Origin of the sequence: Flavobacterium ardleyense, from assembly GCF_042686085.1 — a bacterium.
Taxonomy (GTDB): Bacteria; Bacteroidota; Bacteroidia; order Flavobacteriales; family Flavobacteriaceae; genus Flavobacterium; species Flavobacterium ardleyense.
The window spans coordinates 1-15,479 of sequence record NZ_JBHUOL010000025.1 but is presented as its reverse complement, the minus strand read 5'-3'; the positions used below and the strand labels follow the sequence as shown (position 1 = coordinate 15,479).

General features: G+C 33.2%; 10 protein-coding genes. 7 read left to right on the top strand and 3 right to left on the bottom strand.

All coding sequences use genetic code 11. The features are described from left to right. Positions 1-22: 22 nt before the first annotated feature. A complete protein-coding gene (locus ACFSX9_RS15830; RefSeq protein ID WP_379809462.1) occupies positions 23-3,256 on the top strand; it encodes an efflux RND transporter permease subunit in 3,234 nt (1,077 codons plus the stop codon). 81 nt (positions 3,257-3,337) lie between these two features. Continuing rightward, positions 3,338-3,526 carry a YgaP family membrane protein gene (locus ACFSX9_RS15825; RefSeq protein WP_379809460.1) on the top strand — a complete coding sequence of 63 codons (189 nt, stop codon included), beginning with the start codon at positions 3,338-3,340 and terminating at the stop codon, positions 3,524-3,526. A gap of 93 nt (positions 3,527-3,619) precedes the next feature. On the opposite strand, the gene ACFSX9_RS15820 is transcribed toward ACFSX9_RS15825, so the two are convergent. Continuing rightward, complete coding sequence (locus tag ACFSX9_RS15820; RefSeq protein ID WP_379809458.1) at positions 3,620-3,922, bottom strand: YbjQ family protein; 303 nt, start codon at positions 3,920-3,922, stop codon at positions 3,620-3,622. Between the two features lie 216 nt (positions 3,923-4,138). On the opposite strand from ACFSX9_RS15820, the gene ffh reads away from it, so the two are divergent. Both ffh and ACFSX9_RS15810 read left to right on the top strand, forming a co-directional pair. Continuing rightward, positions 4,139-5,467, top strand: coding sequence for a signal recognition particle protein (gene ffh / locus ACFSX9_RS15815; RefSeq protein WP_379809456.1), 1,329 nt, complete (start codon positions 4,139-4,141; stop codon positions 5,465-5,467). A gap of 77 nt (positions 5,468-5,544) precedes the next feature. Then, a complete protein-coding gene (locus ACFSX9_RS15810; RefSeq protein WP_379809454.1) occupies positions 5,545-6,426 on the top strand; it encodes a bifunctional 5,10-methylenetetrahydrofolate dehydrogenase/5,10-methenyltetrahydrofolate cyclohydrolase in 882 nt (293 codons plus the stop codon). Positions 6,427-6,667: 241 nt separating this feature from the next. On the opposite strand, the gene ACFSX9_RS15805 is transcribed toward ACFSX9_RS15810, so the two are convergent. Then, positions 6,668-8,263: a peptide chain release factor 3 gene (locus ACFSX9_RS15805; RefSeq protein WP_379809452.1), complete on the bottom strand. Its 1,596-nt coding sequence runs from the start codon at positions 8,261-8,263 to the stop codon at positions 6,668-6,670. 90 nt (positions 8,264-8,353) lie between these two features. Here ACFSX9_RS15805 and ACFSX9_RS15800 point away from each other — a divergent pair, with 90 nt between their 5' ends. Continuing rightward, positions 8,354-8,983 (top strand): response regulator, encoded by a 630-nt coding sequence (locus ACFSX9_RS15800; RefSeq protein WP_379809450.1) that lies wholly within the window; start codon positions 8,354-8,356, stop codon positions 8,981-8,983. Here ACFSX9_RS15800 and ACFSX9_RS15795 read toward each other — a convergent pair. Next, positions 8,974-11,982: a sensor histidine kinase gene (locus ACFSX9_RS15795; protein WP_379809448.1), complete on the bottom strand. Its 3,009-nt coding sequence runs from the start codon at positions 11,980-11,982 to the stop codon at positions 8,974-8,976. The two genes, ACFSX9_RS15800 and ACFSX9_RS15795, sit on opposite strands and share 10 nt — an antisense overlap. Before the next feature lie 243 nt (positions 11,983-12,225). Between ACFSX9_RS15795 and ACFSX9_RS15790 the strand changes: the two genes are divergently transcribed. Both ACFSX9_RS15790 and ACFSX9_RS15785 read left to right on the top strand, forming a co-directional pair. Further along, positions 12,226-12,924, top strand: a complete 699-nt coding sequence (locus ACFSX9_RS15790) for a hypothetical protein (protein WP_379809446.1) — start codon at positions 12,226-12,228, stop codon at positions 12,922-12,924. Positions 12,925-12,936: 12 nt separating this feature from the next. Next, positions 12,937-15,479: hypothetical protein (locus ACFSX9_RS15785; RefSeq protein WP_379809444.1), on the top strand; the 2,543-nt coding region annotated here is incomplete at its 3' end.

Genomic DNA, 15,479 nt, shown 5'->3' with positions numbered 1-15,479 from the left:
AAAAACTTTAAACAAAAATAAGATGCAAGAAGGTATATCAGGTAAAATAGCCAGTTTTTTCATGAACTCAAAACTAACCATTCTATTAATGGTAGCGTTGATGATTATTGGTACCTACAGTTCGTTTTTAATCCCAAGGGAAGAAGAGCCACAAATTAATGTTCCAATGGCCGATGTAATGATTGGTTATCCAGGAGCAAGTCCGTCAGAAGTAGAAAGTAGAGTGATAAAACCGCTTGAAAAAGTTTTATCAAACATAAAAGGTGTTGAGCATTTACATAGTATGGCAATGAATGGTCAGGCTATGATTATCGTGCAGTTTTATGTAGGTGAAAATAGCGAAGAATCGTATGTGAAATTATACGATGAATTGATGAAACACCAAGATATGTTTCCGGAAGGCGTTTATCCGCCAATGGTAAAAACACGTTCTATTGACGATGTTCCGATGTTGGGATTAACGCTTTGGAGTGAAAAGTACGATGATTTTCAATTGCGTCAAATTGCGGAAGAAATTACTACTGAGGTAGAAAAAGTAAAAGACGTTGCCATTACTAAAGAAATTGGAGGGAGAACACGTGAGCTAAAAGTAGTTTTAGATAAAGATAAAATGGCTGAAAGTGGCATAGATGCATTGAGCATTATGCAAATGATTAAAGCCAATAACGGAAGTTCGCAATCAGGAGCTTTCGTGCAAAACGATACCGAATATTTAGTTACAACTGGAAAATTCTTGTCTTCTTCAGAAGATGTTGAAAACTTAGTAATTGGCGTAAATAACAACATGCCGATTTACTTAAAACAAGTCGCAACAATTCAAGACGGACCTCAAACGGCTAAGAATTATGTGTCATTTGGATATGGAAAAGGGAATGAAAAATTCTCCAATTATAAGTCGGAATATCCAGCGGTTACCATTTCGATTGCGAAAGTAAAAGGTACTGACGCGATGAAGATTTCAGAGAAAATTCTGGAAAAGGTTGAAAGCTTGAAGAAAAATTTAATTCCGGCTGATGTTCATGTTGAGGTTTCTCGAAATTATGGAGAAACAGCTTCGGATAAAGTAGGAGAGTTGTTGTTTCACTTGTTAGTTGCGATCATTGCGGTAACTATTTTAGTGATGTTGGCAATGGGTTGGAGAGGTGGATTAGTAGTTTTCTTCTCGGTTCCGTTAACTTTTGCGTTGACTTTATTTAGTTATTATTTATTGGGTTATACCTTAAACCGAATTACTCTTTTTGCATTAGTTTTTGTGGTGGGAATTGTCGTCGATGACAGTATTATTATTGCCGAGAATATGCACCGCCATTTCAAAATGAAGCGATTGCCGTTTAAAGATGCTGCTATTTATGCGATTAACGAAGTAGGAAATCCAACGATTTTAGCAACATTCACAGTTATTGCTGCTATTTTACCAATGGCTTTCGTATCGGGAATGATGGGACCATATATGAGTCCGATGCCAATTGGAGCATCTATCGCAATGATTTTATCTTTATTCGTAGCATTAACGGTAACACCTTATTTAGGATACCATTTGTTAAAAGAAAAAGACGATCAAGAAGGTAAAGAAGAGGAAGGTTTAGAAACATCAAAAATTTACAGAATCTATAAAAAGATTGAAGAACCGCTTTTAAATAGTTCTAAAAAACGTAATGTGATGTTTATCATTACAGGAATTTTGTTAATAGGTTCGATGTTAATGTTTTTCACAAGATCGGTTGCTGTAAAAATGTTACCGTTTGATAACAAAAACGAATTTCAAGTGGTTATTGATATGCCGGAAGGAACAACTTTAGAAAGAACTGCTGCAGTGACTAAAGAAATTGCACAATATCTTTCAACAGTTCCAGAAGTAGTAGATTATCAGAATTATGTGGGAGCTTCGGCACCAATTACGTTCAACGGATTAGTTCGTCATTATGATTTACGTGGTGGAAGTAATATGGCCGATATTCAGGTGAATTTATTACACAAAGACGATAGAAAATTACAGAGTCACGACATTGCGAAAGTGGTGCGTCCAGAAGTGCAAAAAATCGCTAAAAAATATGGAGCAAATGTAAAAATTGTTGAAGTGCCGCCAGGGCCACCAGTTTTATCAACATTAGTTGCTGAGGTTTACGGACCTAATTATGAAGAGCAAATTAAAGTGGCACATCAAGTGAAAACTATTTTAGAAAACACTGTGGATGTTGTTGATGCCGATTGGATGGTTGAAGCACCGCAAATTGAATATAAATTAGAAGTAGATAGAGAGAAAGCAATGCTAAATGGAATTGCACCGCAACAAGTAGTAGGAAATATTACCTATTTACTTCGCGAAATGCCAGTTTCTAATTTATATGATGAGCGTTCTAGTAATCCAGTAGGAATTACACTTTCATTGGATGACAAAGACAAAACTTCTATTGAAGATATTCAGAATTTGAAAATTAAAGGAAGTAATGGAAATGTGGTTGCAGTTAGTGATTTAGTGAAAGTTACTAAAGATACTTTGCAAAATACCATTTACCGTAAAGACCAGAAACGTGTAGTTTATGTACTAGCAGATATGGCGGGAGAATTAGAAAGTCCGGTGTATGCGATTTTAGGAATGAATGAAAAATTAGCTAAGATAGAATTACCAAAGGGTTATAAAATCAACGAATTGTACTTAGATCAACCTTCAGATGAAAGTGATTTCACCGTGAAGTGGGATGGAGAATGGCAAATTACATTGGAAGTATTCCGTGATTTAGGAGCAGCGTTTTTAGTAGTAATCATTGTAATCTATATGTTGATTGTAGGATGGTTCCAAAACTTCAAAACACCGTTAGTAATGATGATTGCAATTCCACTTTCATTAATTGGAATTGTATTAGGGCACTGGTTGTTAGACGCTTTCTTTACTGCAACTTCTTTCATTGGAATGATTGCGTTAGCGGGAGTCATGGTGCGGAATTCCGTGTTGTTGATTGACTTTATTGAAATTCGATTAAACGAAGGAGCGCCAATCAAACAAGCGATTATTGAAGCAGGAGCGGTAAGAACAACACCGATTTTACTAACAACTGGAGCAGTAGTTATTGGAGCGTCAATTATTTTATTTGACCCAATTTTCCAAGGATTAGCGATTTCATTAGTAGCAGGAGCAATTGTTTCTACTTTGTTAACCTTGATTGTTGTGCCATTGATTTACTATATCGTGGAACGTAAAAACTGGGCGAAAAATGAAGTAAATGCAGAAACAAATAGTGATCATACAATTGAATAAATAAGATTAAATGCCTTTGTCAAACTTCACAATTTGACAAAGGCTCTATAAAACAAATCGTCAACTTTAAAAACAAACAAAATGATAAATAAATTAATCAAAAGAATAGCCGGATTTTTCATTATTCTAAGTGTATTATTAGGAATGTATGTGAATCCAAACTTTTACTGGTTTACATTATTCGTAGGAGCTAACTTACTACAATCATCTTTCACTAATTGGTGTTTGATGGAAGATATTTTGAGAAAAGTATTTAAGATTAAGGACTAGTTTTAGAATAATAGTAGATTGTAAAAAATTCCATTTAAATTAATTAATGGCATTTTTTATATTTGTAAAGCTTGCTTTTTTTAGCGTTAAATTTTACTTTTTTATTATACTAACAGCGGTTCCGGTTGCAGTGACTGTTATATAATTAGTTGTAGTAAGTTCAATATCTACACTAATACCTACAATTGCATTTGCATTTAGTTTAGATGCATTAGCTTCAAGCTGTTGGAAAGCTTGATCTTTAATTTCGGAAATACCTTCGCTCATTCCGGCATAATATTTTTGCATACTAAATGTCCATTCCATTTTTTGAATGTTCACTGCAGTTCCTGAAACAATACCTTTGTATTCGGCAATTTTAAATCCCTCTACGGAATTGGTTGTAGTTAAAATCATAGTTTAAAAGTTAAAAGTTTGGTTCGAAGTATTAGACTAAAATTGTGCTTTTTTGTTACATTTTGGAGTTTTTTCTAGAGAATTTACAATTAGAAGATTAATAAGTAATTAAAAGTGTGAGATATTCCGAATTATTTTCGTTTTAAAAGCAAAATTCGTCTTTGCAACTTTGCAACTTTGTGTTATCTTTGCAATTCATTACACAAAACCAAAATTATGTTTGATAATTTAAGTGATAAGTTAGATAAAGCGTTTCATATCTTAAAAGGACACGGTAAAATTACTGATGTCAACGTTGCAGATACGCTAAAGGAAGTTCGTAGAGCTTTATTAGATGCCGACGTGAATTTTAAAATAGCGAAAGATTTCACTACAAGAGTGAAGGAAAAAGCTCTTGGTGAAAACGTATTAACTACGTTACAACCTGGCCAATTAATGATTAAAATCGTTAAAGACGAATTAACAGAATTAATGGGTGGCGATGTAGCGGGTGTTAATTTATCTGGAACTCCTTCTGTTATTTTAATGTCGGGTTTACAAGGTTCTGGTAAAACTACCTTTTCGGGTAAATTAGCCAACTATCTAAAAACTAAAAAAGGTAAAAAACCATTATTGGTAGCGTGTGATATTTATCGTCCGGCGGCAATTAATCAGTTGATTGTAGTTGGAGGACAAATTGGTGTTGAGGTTTATTCTGAACCAGAAAATAAAAACCCAGTTGAAATTGCTCAAAATGCGATCAAGCATGCTAAAGCAAATGGTTTCAACGTTGTGATTGTCGATACAGCGGGTCGTTTAGCTGTTGACGAACAAATGATGAAAGAAATTGCTGACGTTCACAAAGCAATCCAACCGCAAGAGACTTTGTTTGTTGTAGATGCAATGACTGGACAAGATGCTGTAAACACGGCAAAAGCATTCAACGATAGATTAAACTTTGACGGTGTTATCTTAACTAAATTAGATGGAGATACGCGTGGAGGTGCTGCTATTTCAATTAAATCAGTTGTAAATAAACCGATTAAATTCATTGGTACAGGAGAAAAAATGGAAGCAATTGATGTTTTCTATCCTTCTCGTATGGCCGATCGTATTTTAGGAATGGGAGACGTTGTTTCTTTAGTGGAAAGAGCCCAAGAACAATACGACGAAGAAGAAGCGAGAAAATTACAGAAGAAAATTGCTAAAAACGAATTCGGTTTTGACGATTTCTTATCTCAAATTCAGCAGATTAAAAAAATGGGTAACATGAAAGACTTAGTCGGCATGATACCTGGTGCTGGAAAAGCGTTAAAAGATGTTGAAATTGAAGACGATGCATTCAAGCATATCGAAGCGATTATACAATCGATGACTAAAGAGGAAAGAAGTAAACCTTCTGTTATCGACATGAAAAGAAAAACTAGAATTGCAAAAGGATCTGGCGTAAAAATTGAGCAAGTGAATCAATTGATGAAACAGTTTGAGCAAATGAGCAAGATGATGAAAATGATGCAAGGCGGTGGCGGCAAGAAAATGATGCAGATGATGCAAGGCATGAAATAATTTACCGTAAAGACGCGATTTATCGCGTCTTTTTTATTGAAATAAATTAATAGAATAAGCAACAAACAACACAACAAATGCAATTATTAGACGGAAAAAAAGTATCGGAAGATATTAAAAATGAGATTGCTGCAGAAGTAGCGCAAATGAAGGCCAGAGGAGAAAAAGTTCCTCATTTAGCGGCAGTTATTGTAGGAAACGATGGTGCTAGTTTAACTTATGTAGGAAGTAAAGTAAAATCTTGCGAACGTGTAGGTTTTGAATCTACAATGGTCAGATTGCCAAGCACAACTTCTGAAACAGAGTTATTGAAAAAAATCAAAGAATTGAATGAAAATGACGATATCGATGGTTTTATTGTGCAATTGCCTTTACCAAAACAAATTGATACCCAAAAAATCATTGCTGCTATAGACCCAAGTAAAGATGTTGATGGGTTCCATCCAGAAAACTTTGGGAAAATGGCTTTGGATATGTCTACTTTTATTCCGGCAACTCCTTATGGAATTTTAGAATTGTTAGAACGTTATAATGTGCCAACAGATGGAAAACATACGGTTGTAATTGGAAGAAGTCATATTGTAGGTCGACCGATGGGAATTTTAATGGGAAGAAAAGGTTTTCCTGGAAATTCAACTGTAACGGTAACGCACAGTCATTCTAAAAATATCAACCAAATTACTTCTCAAGCAGATATTATTATTTCGGCTTTAGGTGTTCCAAATTTCTTAAAAGCGGAAATGGTAAAAGACGATGTTGTAATTATTGACGTTGGTATTACAAGAGTTGAAGATAACACTACAGAAAAAGGATACAGAATTGTTGGTGATGTAGATTTTGAAAATGTTTCTAAAAAAGCATCATACATAACTCCGGTTCCTGGTGGAGTAGGACCAATGACAATTGCGATGTTATTAAAAAACACATTGTTAGCAAGAGAACAGAAAAGAAATAAATAGTTTTTATATTGAAATTTAATTATAAGTATTAGTTATCGAATTTTAATTATTTATAAACTTTAACTATTGCTAATGACTTATATATTTTAACTTTAAGGGGTTTTTAATAAAAACACTTATAAATTCACATTATCTCTTTTTAAATCTATAAGAAGTCGTTAAAATAGATATTCATATAAAAAGACCTCAAATTGAGGTCTTTTTCTGTTTTTATATGATTTTACAAAGTAAATAGCACTTTTTATCTCTTTTGATAATCAGAAGTGAAAAATAGCTCTACTGAAGGATATTTTTGCTGTGTCATTTGAATCGAAAAGTCACTATCCGCTAAAAATACCAATTGACCGTATTTGTCATGCCCTAAGAATTTCTGTTTTACACGTTTAAATTCGGCAAATTCAGTGTTTTTAGGATCTTTTGGTTTTACCCAACAAGCTTTAAAAGCAGGGAAGTTTTCGTAGGTACATTTTGCACCATATTCATGCTCTAAACGGTATTGAATTACCTCATATTGAAGTGCTCCAACCGTTCCAATTATTTTTCTACCATTCATTTCTAAGGTGAATAGTTGCGCAACTCCTTCATCCATTAACTGGTCGATTCCTTTCTCTAATTGCTTAGCTTTCAATGGATCTGCGTTGTTGATGTATCTAAAATGCTCCGGTGAAAAACTCGGAATTCCTTTGAAATTCATTAATTCTCCTTCCGTTAATGTATCTCCAATTTTGAAATTTCCCGTATCGTGTAAACCTACAATATCACCTGGATAGGAAATGTCTACAATTTCTTTTTTCTCTGCAAAAAATGCATTTGGGCTCGAGAATTTTAAGTTTTTACCAAGTCTAACATGTAAATATGGTTTATTTCTCTCAAAAGTTCCGGAAACTACTTTTACGAAAGCAATTCTATCTCTGTGTTTTGGATCCATATTTGCATGGATTTTAAATACAAAGCCACTTAATTTTTCTTCGTCAGGTTGTACTAATCTAGTGTCTGATTCCTTCGCTCTAGGTGTTGGCGCTATGTCAACAAAACAGTCTAAAAGTTCTCTTACTCCAAAATTATTCAAGGCCGAACCAAAGAATACTGGTTGTAAATCTCCTGCTAAATATTCTTCTTTATTGAATTGTGGATATACTTCATGTATTAATTCTAATTCTTCTCGTAAAGTATTTGCTGGTTTTGAACCAATTATTTCTTCTAATTGTGGGCTATCCAGATCAGAAATAGCGATAGTTTCTTCAATATTTTTTCTACTATCACCTTCAAAAAGATTAATATTCTTCTCCCAAATATTGTAAATTCCTTTAAAATCGTATCCCATTCCTATTGGAAAGCTTAAAGGCGTAACTCTTAGTTTTAGCTTTTGTTCCACTTCATCCATCAAATCGAAGGCATCTTTTCCTTCACGATCCAACTTGTTGATGAAAACAATCATAGGAATTTTACGCATTCTACAAACTTCAACTAATTTTTCAGTTTGTTCTTCAACTCCTTTTGCAACGTCAACTACAACAATTACACTGTCAACTGCTGTTAATGTTCTGAAAGTATCTTCGGCAAAATCCTTATGTCCAGGAGTATCTAAAATGTTGATTTTCTTGTCTTTATAGATGAATGCCAAAACAGAAGTAGCCACTGAAATTCCACGTTGGCGCTCAATTTCCATAAAATCGGAAGTTGCTCCTTTTTTAATTTTATTGCTCTTAACAGCACCCGCTTCTTGAATCGCACCACCGAAAAGCAGTAGTTTTTCCGTAAGTGTTGTCTTTCCTGCATCTGGATGGGCTATAATTCCAAAAGTTCTTCTTTTGGCTATTTCTTCATTAAAACTCATGTGTACTAATTTTATGCAAAAATAGTATTTATATATAACATTCTATTCTAACATTAATTTATTATTTTAGCGGTATAAAATATATCTCAAATGAATTATAAAATCTTACTAGTTGATGATCATTTAGTTGTCAAAGCTGGAGTTTCTATTATTTTAAATAATGAAATAGAAAATTTATCGATTGCTTATTCAAGTGATTATTTTGAGACGATTCATCTGATTAAAATAAACCAGTACGATTTAATTGTTTTGGATATTAATATTCCAGGTGGAAAAAGTACGGCGATGATAGCAGAAATTAAATCTTATTTACCTAATGTTAAAATTCTTATGTTTTCTGCTTATGAAGAAGAATCTTATGCACTTCGATATATTCATGCGGGCGCAGATGGGTATTTAAATAAATTGAGCGGTGAGGATAAAATTGTAGAGGCCGTAAAATCAATTATGACTAGTGGTAAATATTTAACATCAACAATTATTAATAAATTAAATGATAATCACCGCAATAATGAGCCTGTAAATCCATTTGATAAATTATCGAACAGAGAATTAGAAATTGCTAAATTACTAGTTAAAGGAGAAGGTAATCTTGAAATATCTAATTGTTTAGGGATTCAAATGTCAACTGTTAGCACGTATAAAAATAGAGTTTTCGAAAAATTAAAAATCAATAATCTTGTAGAATTGATTGAAAAGTACAAGTTGTTTTACGATTGAGCGTTGTCAATTACTATAATAATCTTCGTACCGTGATCTTTTTTTGAATAAATTTTCATCTCACCTTTCAATAGTCGTAAGAGTTCTAAAACCATATGCAGTCCTAAACCATAATTCTGAAGCGCTAATTTATCTGTTTCGTAGTTTTTCTGAAGATTAATATAGTATGCTTTCATCTCTTCAGAAATTCCTACGCCGGTATCTTCCATGCTAATAAAAATTTTATTTTTCACTATATTCGTTTCTATTTTTATTTGACCATTTCGAGTGTTTTTAATGGCATTATCTAATAGATTATGAATCATTATTGCAAAAATACTTCTGTTGACCATTATTTGAAAATCGCAATTATTAAAGTAGGTAATTATATTATTTTTTCCAACGGACATGTTCTTAAATAAGTCGATTTTATCAGTGATTATGTCATTAATATTCTCCTTTTTCCCTTCGTGAAGTTTATTGTGTTCCATAAAAACTTTTGAGTAATCTACTAAATTCTCTACAAATTTATAGAGCTGACTTGCAGATTCATGCATTACTTGCGCGTTATCTTTTATGCTGTTGTTTTCTGAAAGTAGTGATTTTTCATATAAGTGTTTTGCTGTAATAGATAGAAATCTTAAAGGACTTCGAATGTCATGACTAATAGTTCCAATAAGTTTTTTCTGCTGTACTATTTCTTGATTTAAGTTGTTTCTCGTGATTTTTAGCTTAGAAACTGTTTTAAATAGATCTGCGGTGCGTTCTTCAACTACTTTTTCAAGTTCTATGTTTTTTTTACGAATAATGCTGTATCGCAGTTTTACGGCAATATAAAATGCAGTAATTAATAGTAATCCAATAAAGAATTTAAACCAAAGTTCCTCATAAAAATAGTAGGGTATAGAAATCGTTATCTCCTTAACTTCGTATTCAGAAGTAAAAGGTTTTATTTTTCTTACGTATAATGTGTGAGTTCCAGGTTCGAGGTTTGTATAACTAATTTCATTTTCATTAATAAGATTTATCCATTTTCCTCCTTCTACTTGATTCAATTTTGCTTCAAAGTAAACGTTGTCTAGATTTCCTAAAAAAGCGTAATCAATTTTGAACTTAATGCGATAAACATCTCTTGAGAGATGTAATGTGTCTTTAAAATACTGTGTCGAAGCATCTGTCTCTACTTCATTAATATAGAAATTATTCGATGGTATTATTTTGTGAAGATTCTCAGGATTAAATGCAACCATTCCGTTTAAACTTGGGAAAATAAATTCTTCACCTAGTTCTATAGCACAAGGCTGACAGCCACCGTTAAATTCATTACTAAGAAGACCGTTTTTAATATTGTAATGATGGTAATATACAGGAGTTTTATTTTTATAATAGTTTAATAAGCTTTTTTGATTAACTTCAATTAAACCTTTGTTGGTGCTTATCCAGAAATGACCTTTACTATCCTCTTTAATACAATGTGCCGACAGTAAATACATTTGATTATCATAAGGCATCTTGTATAATATATTGTCTTTAAGTAAGCTAAATCCATTATTGTAGGTGCAAATCCAAACCGAGTTGTCCTTAGCGATAAAGACACTTCTAATCTCGTTAATTCCAGCGGATATCGACTTTAAACTCTTATTTTTAGGATTGTAAGTTAATAGCTCCCTTTCCGAAACTAGTAGTATTTCATTTTCTCTATTTTCTGTGATAAAATTAATAGGCTGATTGAATGCTTTGAGAGGAGTGGGTTGTGAATTATCTTGATTGGCATCAATGGTGTAAACTTTTGCATTATGTCTAGCTTTTTGATCCATACCAATCCAAATAAAATTTTTAGAATCACAAAATACAGTAGCTATTTTATAATCAAAAGCGAAGGTCTGACTTGTAGTGTAATTCGATGATTTTAAGTATTTTACTATTTTATTTTCATTCGGAATCCAAATGTTTTTTTCTTGATCGACTGCTAAAGAGTAGTTAAAATTATCCGTGTTGGACTTAAACCGTCTCTGTACTCCAGTATTATTAAATATTTCACCTTTAGAAGTGATAAATTCAGTGTCAGAAATTGGAAAGCTACCATAATAGTAATTGTCCGAATTATTAGAGTTTAGTAAAGTTTTAAATCCGTTTAGTGATACTATTTTCAAGCCTTTATCAATACTTCCGATAAATAGTTTGTTACTGGCTTTGTCATAATAGAGACTTTTAATATTTATATTTATGTTGGGTTTAGAAAAAACAGAATATAAATAAGCCTTATTAGCTGTTTTTTTAAATAATAAAATTTCATCTTTTGTGTAGATAAAAAGTTGCTGGACAACTGAGTTGTATATGATTTTAGAATTATTTGGAATATCTAGTTTATAAGTACTTGAAAATTCATTTTTAAATAAAGTATAGCTTCCTTTTTTATAATCTAGCAGTATTAATTCATTTTCGTGTAAAAAGTATATCGTGTTTTTTTTATATTGCTGCGTTATCTCTTTAATTACTTTTTTCTTTTTGTTGAAAAGAGTTATTTTACTAGTCCCTATTGAATAATAATCACCGTTTTCGCACTTAATTTTAGTGTTTGAAAAGTCTATATCTTCGGTGTTAAGACTGTTGTTGTAATACAGTAAGTCTTCATAGGCGTCGTCATTAGTAAAAGTGTTATAACTTTTTGACTTTTCGGTTTTTATAATATTTCTTCTGTTAATTAAAATTTTATCTACATAATACGCCGTGTGCGTTATTAAAGAATCATTTTTAATATTTCCACTGATATACGCTAATCTATTGGATTGTAAGTTCGAATTACCGCTATTAAAAACCTTAAAACTTCGACCGTCATAGCGTAACAACCCATTTTCTGTTGTCATCCAAATAAAGCCATATTTATCTGGTACAATGCTTTTTATTGAGTTTTGAGGAAGGTCTTCTGTCTCGGCAGAGAACCATTTTTCATGATAAATTTCTTGCGCATGTGTTGTGCAAAAAAGTAATACTGCAACTATGGTTAATAAATGTCTCAAATTTCTCTTTTTTTAGCCCACTTCACCGACTAAGTGTCAATAAGTCCGATGATTAGCTTGTAGTTTTAATTCTACAAGCATAGTTTGTTATTCCTACAAATATCTTAATAAATCTTGATAGTTTTGCTCTTGATTTATATAATGTGGATAAAAAGTAATTTGTCGTTTTTTTTCAGCAAAAACTCACACAATTTATTCTTTGCATATGTTAAATCAAGGTAATAATAAATTAAACAATAAAATATGAAAAAAAAGTACTTTTTATTAAATCATAATTTAAGTAATATACTAACAAGGTTTCTTTTGTTGCTATGTACTCTGAGTTTTGTTCATGCAACTGCTCAAGTGTCCGTTAACGATACGTACTATAAAGTGATATCTCATGGGGATAAAATTGATTTTGGTGCAATAGAAAAAGGTGTAAAGTGGGTTGTTTCCTCAGCTGAAGCGCAAGTTAGTTCAATTTATCTAAGTGAGAATGAAATCAATAATTTTGTTTTTGCAAAGCCAGGAATTTATCAAATTTCTTTTCAAGAAACATACAAGCATTCAAATAACGAATGCAGTCATCCGCAATTTAAAGAAAGAATGGCTATTAAGGTAAGTCCAATTAAAATGACTTTCGATTTTTCAAAAATATCTTTTTCTGAAAAAATAAGAATAGGTAGTAACTGTGATCAAATTATTGTAACAGTACCAGTTAATATAGTGATTAAAGATTTGCAATCAACAAAATTTAATGTTGCAAATTTAATTGTCGCAGGAGTTGGCGCTGAAATAATTGGTAAGCCTGTAATTGCTGAAGTAGTTCTTAAAAATGGTACGCAACTTTTAAAGTATCAATTATCAGGGGTTGCGAGTAATGAAGCTTATTTAATGTTTGATTTTGTTGATTACAACGGTAACATTCAAACTTATTATCAACCTGAAATAGTAAATTAATAAATCATGACAATGAATTATACTTACATAACGAATAAGTTAAATTGGAAGTTAGTACAACTTTGTACTGTTCTTTTGATTTCGCTCTTTTCTACAAAAATAAATGGACAATGTGCTATTCCGGCCGTTGGTTGTCCAACTACAAACTTAGCGAACTACGGTGCTAATTCTAATACGAATGCAGCAACAATAGAATATGATAACTTCGGTTCTTCTTTTCACAGCACTGTTGCAAGAAATGGTAACGGCGATTTTGAGGTATGGGGTGAAAGTATGTCGAATACTGGTACTAATGTTTTATCACCTAGTATCTTGAATGCAACAAACTATCCAGCTTTGGGAGTGGCAATTCCTTTAAAAATTGGAGTAGGAAGTAAATCTGTCTCAACAGCTCAAGGTATTCTTTTGGCTACTGATGGATTGTATGCATGGGGTAATAGAGGAAATGTATTGGCTACTACCCTTACTACAAGTACCACGTTCCAAAAAGTAACAATTAATGGAAAAGCAGATGGTTTACCAATTGGTGTAACTCCTTCGGATGTAAAGATGATGTTTGTAACTCATCAAACTATAGCCATTACTACATGTAGTGGTGACGTATGGGTGATTTCATTAGATGCTAATGTACGTGGAAATGGTGCAGCCGGAACTTCATTAGAATGGTACCAAGTTACAGAAGATGCTGGAGGGAATGCAGTCCTAAATAATATTGTAGCAACACGTGGAAGTGCAGGAGCTTTGATGGCTTTGCGTACTGATGGTAGTGTTTATGTATGGGGTAATAGCGTATATTTAGGAAATAATTCTCCGGTTATCGCTGTACAAAGTAGAGCAATACAAATGACATTACCAGCAGGCATAACACCAAAGATGATTGGTTCTGGAAATAACAAGGCTAATAAAAGATCATTTTATGTGCTTGCTACAAATGGCAACTTATATGCGTTGGGAAGTAATAACTTTCGTCAACTTGGTGACTGGACTGTCACTGAGCGTTTGAGTTGGGTACAACCTCGGTATACTTCTGCTGCTGGACCAGTTATGAATAATGTGATATGGATAAGTCCGCAAGAACATGATACAGAGCATAATGCAGTTAATATAATTAATAATAATAAGACATTGTACTCCTTTGGAGAGAATAATAACGGTATGTTAAGTACAGGAGGAGCTTCGGTTGATCCATTTATTCCAACAGGGCTTGCAATGGCTGACGCAATATTAGCAGTAGAAACCGGCGGTCATACTACTATGGTGATTAAGCAATGTGAAAAAAACTTTGGTTATGTAGGTCACCGTATAGCTGGAAGTATGGGTGATGGTACTAATACTACTTCAACAATAACTTCTTTTACTTTTGTAACAGCAGCAATCACTATTTGTGGTGCGGGAGATCCAGAAATATCGGTTGCAATTGCACCTTCAGGTCCTACCTCGGGATATTGTATTGGTTCATCTGCTAATCTATCAACAACTCCTCCGGGGGGAGCGATCTCAATAGCGAGCGGTCCTGCTTCTGTAGTAGGCGACGTAGTAACTTTTACAGGATTAGGCACAGTAATAATAGCCTATGATCTTGTCGATGCTTGTGGAGTAACTCAGTCTGCTATAACTACATTAACCACTGAGTTCTGTCCGTCAGATCTACAAGTAGTAAAAGCTTCGAGTACTACGACTCCTATTGTTGGTGACAATGTAACTTTTACAATTACAGCAACTAATAATGGTGCTTATGATGCTTATGGCGTTAAAGTAGAAGATTTTTTACCAACGGGGTACACAATTGTAGGTTCTCCAGTATTATCTACAGGTACTTGGTCAGCGCCTAATTGGACAATTGGAAATCTTGCTAATTTAGCGAATGCAACTATGACTATTACAGCTACTGTTTTAGCCACTGGAAGTTATGCAAATACAGCTACAATTTCGGGTAATTCTCCAGATCCTGTTACCTCAAACAATACTTCAACAGTTACACCAGTTCCATGTGCTCCTATTCCTATGGTAAGTGCTGTAAATCAGCCTACATGTGATGTAGCTACTGGTAGTTTTACGATATCAAATTATGATGCAATTTATACTTATACTGTTACTCCATCTATAGGAGTTACAATAGTTGGAAGTTCAGTAACAGCTCCAGAAGGAAGTTACTTTGTAACTGCTACTTTTGGATCGTGTTCTGTAAATTCAGCAATTGTTGTGATAAACGCGCAGCCTGCAACTCCAGCAGCTCCAACAGTAGGAACAATTACACAAGCATCTTGTACAACAGTTACAGGAAGTGTTGAATTAACAGGATTGCCATCAGGAACGTGGACAATTAATCCAGGTGCTATTACAGGTAATGCAGTAACTACTACTATCTCAGGATTAGCTTTAGGAACTACATTTAATTATACAGTAACTAATTCTTCAGGATGTACATCAGTTGCATCAGCTAATATTGTGATTACTAATTTGATTTGTGCAAATGACGATGATACTAGTGCTACTCCAGTAAATGGATTAGATGGTAATACAAATCTTGTGAATGCTTATACTAACGATACCTT

Bases quoted from the DNA above. Each gene is read 5' to 3' on its own strand.
- ffh (WP_379809456.1), top strand. From the start codon at position 4,139: ATGTTTGATAATTTAAGTGATAAGTTAGATAAAGCGTTTCATATCTTA.
- ACFSX9_RS15810 (WP_379809454.1), top strand. From the start codon at position 5,545: ATGCAATTATTAGACGGAAAAAAAGTATCGGAAGATATTAAAAATGAG.
- ACFSX9_RS15830 (WP_379809462.1), top strand. From the start codon at position 23: ATGCAAGAAGGTATATCAGGTAAAATAGCCAGTTTTTTCATGAACTCA.
- ACFSX9_RS15790 (WP_379809446.1), top strand. From the start codon at position 12,226: ATGAAAAAAAAGTACTTTTTATTAAATCATAATTTAAGTAATATACTA.
- ACFSX9_RS15800 (WP_379809450.1), top strand. From the start codon at position 8,354: ATGAATTATAAAATCTTACTAGTTGATGATCATTTAGTTGTCAAAGCT.
- ACFSX9_RS15820 (WP_379809458.1), bottom strand. From the start codon at position 3,922: ATGATTTTAACTACAACCAATTCCGTAGAGGGATTTAAAATTGCCGAA.
- ACFSX9_RS15825 (WP_379809460.1), top strand. From the start codon at position 3,338: ATGATAAATAAATTAATCAAAAGAATAGCCGGATTTTTCATTATTCTA.
- ACFSX9_RS15805 (WP_379809452.1), bottom strand. From the start codon at position 8,263: ATGAGTTTTAATGAAGAAATAGCCAAAAGAAGAACTTTTGGAATTATA.